1 protein-coding gene and 1 pseudogene are annotated in these 4,784 nt (G+C 69.7%); one reads left to right on the top strand and one right to left on the bottom strand.

The window, feature by feature from the left end; translation table 11 throughout:
• Positions 1 to 49: 49 nt before the first annotated feature.
• On the bottom strand, positions 50 to 715 hold the full coding sequence (locus tag AB0B48_RS31980) for an HNH endonuclease family protein (protein ID WP_357208131.1): 666 nt from the start codon (positions 713 to 715) through the stop codon (positions 50 to 52).
• A gap of 436 nt (positions 716 to 1,151) precedes the next feature.
• Between AB0B48_RS31980 and AB0B48_RS31975 the strand changes: the two are divergent.
• A pseudogene (locus AB0B48_RS31975) lies at positions 1,152 to 4,672 on the top strand (AAA family ATPase).
• Positions 4,673 to 4,784 lie beyond the last annotated feature (112 nt).

Below are 4,784 nucleotides of genomic sequence, written 5' to 3'. Positions count from 1 at the left end.
CCCTCGGCGGGTGGCTCGCCGCCACGGCCGGGGACGACGACACCGCCGACTACCTGGGGCGGGTGCTCGCCGGCGGTCTGCTCGCCATCTCCGACGTCTGCAGGGTCAGGCCCCAGTTGTACTTCACGGTGATCCACATCTTGCTGTAGGTGCACCGGTACGACGACAACGGCGGCTGCCAGGTGGACGGGTCCTGGTCGCCCTTGGACTGGTTGACGTTGTCGGTCACCGCGATCAACTGGGGGCGGGTGAGGTCGTTGGCGAAGCTCTGCCGCCGGCTGGTCGTCCAGGAGTTGGCCCCGGAGCGCCATGCCTCGGCGAGGGGGACGACGTGGTCGATGTCGACGTCGGAGGCCGCCGTCCAGGTCGCGCCGTCGTAAGGGCTGTACCAGCGGCCCGAGGTGGCCGCGCAGGCGCTGTCGACGACGACGGAGGTGCCGTCGCGTTTGAGGACCTGCTCGCGGGTGTTGCAGCTGCCGCTGATCGTGATCCAGTGGGGGAACAGGTCACGCGAGTAGCCGCTGGTCGAGCCTTGGGTTGCCACGGTCAGCGCGTTGAGCTGCGACTGGGCCGTCGCCTTCGACGGAATCCCGGGAGGGGTGGCGGACGCGGGCTGCGCGCTGATGCCGACCAGGGCGGCGACGCCAACGAGGATGACTGCGGCGGCATGGTGTGTGACGCGTGGGAAACGGGCAGGGACTGGGGTTACCCGCATAGGGGCCTCCTCGGCGCTGGGTGGACGGCAACCGTCTCTGACGATCGTTGCCATCGAAGGGCGTGTTTGTGAAGGGGCGGGGAAGCAGCCCGGAAACTTTGCATTGCTCTGCGGCTGGCGTCGGGCACGAGCGGGTCGACTTCACGCAGCCTCGCCGGCTATCTGTTGCGAGTACGCGAAATACCACCTCACCTGTTGAACGACTTCGCTCCAGGTTCCAGCGACGCAGGTCGGCCGGCGACTGCTTGGCCGCATACCCACGATTGATTCACAAGCTGGCCCAGGTGCAGCGCTCGTCAAGGGACGCGCCACCGAGATGCTCTGGTTGACGCCGTGGCTCCCAGCGCCCACCACGGCCTGCACTCCAGCCGTGACACCCGCAACGGGCGTGTACGCGCTACCGTGAACCCATCGGGGATCATCGCTGGGAGGGTTGGTGCGGCCGAGTCGACGTCCACCCATCGCCCTTCAGCTGTCGCTGCTCATCATCGCCGTTCTGCTGGAGATCGCGGCGAACTTTTTCGCCAACGCCGACACGTCACCCCTGTCCGCCGGGATCCGTCAGGTTGCCGGTCCGGCGCTGATCGTCCTGCTGGTGGTGCTGATCGTCGGAAACGGCCTGTTGCTGTGGTGGCAGGCACCCCGTAGTCCGCGGCCCGTGTGGCGGTCGGACCGAAGCCCCTACCCCGGGCTGTCTGCCTTTACGGAGCAGGACGCGTCGGTGTTTTTCGGTCGAGAGGAGCAGGTCGCTGAGCTGGTGCGACGCCTGCATGAGCTGGGTCTGGACGCGCCTGACCGCTTCGTCTGCGTTACCGGCGCCTCCGGCAGCGGCAAATCCTCGCTGGTGCTCGCTGGCGTGGTTCCCCGGCTGCGAGTGGGACGGTGGCAGGTGTTGCCAGCGGTCACGCCGGCGGGTGAACCACTCGGTGTCCTCGCGGACCTGGCGGTCACACTGGGCGCAGCTGACCGGGCCTCCGCGCTGCGGGAGGTGCGGTCCCGCCCAGACAGCCTCGCCCGTCATCTAACCGCTTGGCGGGCTCGCGAGGGCCATCGGCGCGGGCGCGTGCTGCTGGTTGTCGACCAGCTCGAGGAATTGGTAACCCTGTCGAGCCCTGCTGAACAGGCCGCGTTCCTGGAGCAGATTGCGACGGCGCTCGACGCCGACCGGAAGCTATGGGTTGTCGCGACGCTGCGTGTCGAGTTCCTCGCGGATCTCCTCGCCGGGGCGCGGCCGGAGCTGTTCGCTAGCCCGGTCGGGCTCGGGACGATGCGGCCTGCGGACCTCGTCACGGTTGTGGAGCAGCCCGCTCAGCTCGCCGGGATGCGCTTCGAAGACGGACTCGTCGACCACATCGTCGCGGACACCGCTACAGCAGACGCGTTGCCGCTGCTGGCGTACCTGCTTGCTGAGCTGCACCGGGCGGCGGGGCCGGGGCAGGCGGCTACCCGCCAGGCTTACCAGGCACTCGGCGGCGTCGCGGGGGCGCTGGGCCGCCAGGCCGACGGCGTGATGGCGGAGACGCGCCGCGACAGCAGCACCGAGGACGTCCTGGACACCCTGCTCCGTCTGGTAGCAATGGAGGGCACCGAACCGACCCGACGCCGGGTTCCGTTGCGGGACCTCTCCGACATCAGCGTCGGGTGATCGCCGTGTTCACCGACGCCCGGCTTCTGACCACCGACGTGATCGACGGTGAGCCGTTCACCCAGGTCGCGCACGAGGCGTTGTTCCGACAGTGGGCTCCACTGCGCCAGCAGGTGGAAGCACGGACGGAGCAACTACGTCGGCGTACCGAGCTGGAACGGTGGGCAGCGGACTGGGTCCACGCGGGACGCAGCGCCGACTATCTACTCACCGGGGAGCGGCTTGCGCTGGCCGGACAGTGGCTGGAAGCAATGGAGTCGGCCGGCCAGGACAGCCCCACCGCACACGCCCTGGTGAACGCCTCCCGCAGCCGGGTCACCGCGTTCCTGCACCGAGTGTCGGAGACGATCGGCCAGTTCGCGCTCGGCAACGTCGACCGGTACCCGGAACTCGCGGTGCTGCTGACCTCGGCCGCCCTGCAGGAGTGCCCCCCAACCCCCGTCGCCCGCCGGGCCCTAATGGCAGCCTTGGCGTTCAGCCACACCGAAGCAGTGCTCACCGGGCACACCGACGCCGTCCGCGGAGTCACATGGTCACCCGACGGAGCGCATCTGGCCACCGCGTCCAGAGACGGCATCGCGCGCATCTGGCACGCCGACACCGGCACCGTCGTCCGGGTGCTACGCGGTCACACCGGCATGGTGGAAGCCGTCGACTGGTCCCCCGACGCCGCCCGGCTCGCTACCGCCTCCCGGGACGGCACGATCCGGGTGTGGGACGCGGAAACGGCGGAAACCGTCTCGGTGCTGCCATGCGGAGACGTGGCACGCGGAGTCACCTGGTCACCGGACGGGTCACGCCTCGCCGGGTCAAGCCGAGACCGAACGGTCCAGGTTTGGGACACCGCAACCTGGACGCTCGCCGCTCAGCTGGTTGGCCACGCAGGAGACGTCTGGGGCCTGCGATTCTCCCCCGACTCCCGCCGGCTGGCCTCCGCCTCCCACGACCGGTCCGTCATCATCTGGAATCTCACCACAGGTCAGCCGGAGCAGCGACTGACAGGGCACGGGGACTTCGTCGAGGCCGTCGCCTGGTCCCCCGACGGCAGCCAACTCGTCACCGGGTCCGGCGACCAGACCGTAAGAATCTGGGATCTGGCGACCGGAGAACCCCGACATGTCATCGGTGGTCAGGGACACCCCGCCTGGTCGGTAGCCTGGTCCCCCGACGGGCGCACCGTCATATTCGCCAGCGGCGACGGCAGCATCCGCGCCTGGGACGTCCGCCGGCTGCGCGAAACAGCCGAGCTACGCGGGCACTCCCAGGTCGCCTGGTCTATCCCGCTGTCTCCCGACGGGCGTCGGGTCTTCAGCGGCTCCGGTGACGGCAGTGCCCGGCTGTGGACGGTCCAGCCGCGCGGCGCCGAACAACGGCTCCTCGCCCGACACGACGGACCGGTCACCGTCCTCACGCTGGATCGGACAGCCCGGATCGTCACCGGGGGCGCAGACGGCACCGTACGAACCTGGAATCCGGACGGCACAGCCGCCGTCAGGGCGTGGCCGGAACCGGTCGTGGCCCTTGCCTGCTCACCAACGGGCGACGTGCTCGCCGTGGCCCTGCGCGACGGCTCGGCCCACCTGATCGGTGCCGACGGCAGCCTGCGCTTCGGCGCGGAGGTCCAATCGCTGGCCTGGTCGCCGGACGGATCCCGGTTGGCAGCAGGGTGCAAGGACAATTCAGTGCGGGTGTGGGACGTCCGCACCGGCAGCTCTGCCGGGGTCCTGCGGGGCCACGCCGACTGGGTGGGTGCCCTTGCGTGGTCGCCGAGCGGCCGGTACCTCGCCTCAGGTTCCGACGACCGGACCGTCCGGGTCTGGGATATCGAACACCCCGGCGACAGCACCGTCCACTCCGGGCATCAGAACTACGTCGACGGGATCAGCTGGGCGCCCGACGAGGGTCGGCTCGCCACCTGCTCCGCCGACTGGACCGTCCGCGTCTGGGACCTCACCGGCGCCGACCAGCCGAGAGTCCTGACCGGCCACGAGAAGCGCGTTCGCGCGGTGGCATGGGCTCCCGACGGCCAGCGCCTCGCCTCCTGCTCCGATGATGGCACGGTACGAATTTGGGGCAGCGTGGACGACGACGACTGCGAGGTGATCGGTGTCCACCGCGACGGCGTGACCAGCCTCGCATGGCTGCCGGACGGGCGACAGGTCGTCACTGGTTCAGCGGACGGCACTGCCCGCGTCTGGACGGACTCCGTCGACCTGGCCGAACTGACCGCAGTAGCGCGTTCACGGGTGTTCCGCGCGCTCACCGACGACGAGAGGCAGGCGCACCTATTGCCTGGCGACGCGGGCTCATAGGGTCTGCTCGACCTCGCGGGTCTCCTCGCCCACCAGGTAATCGTCCGGGTCCAGGCCGAGCGCCTTACGGCGCACGGAGGACCAGTAGGCCGCATAGGCCTCCACGAACCAC

It is taken from the genome of Micromonospora sp. NPDC049089 (genome assembly GCF_040648775.1).
Lineage (GTDB): Bacteria > Actinomycetota > Actinomycetes > Mycobacteriales > Micromonosporaceae > Micromonospora.
Note: the sequence above shows the minus strand (reverse complement) of the source record. Positions and strands in the feature narration are given on the sequence as shown.

Bases quoted from the DNA above. Each gene is read 5' to 3' on its own strand.
- AB0B48_RS31980 (WP_357208131.1), bottom strand. From the start codon at position 715: ATGCGGGTAACCCCAGTCCCTGCCCGTTTCCCACGCGTCACACACCAT.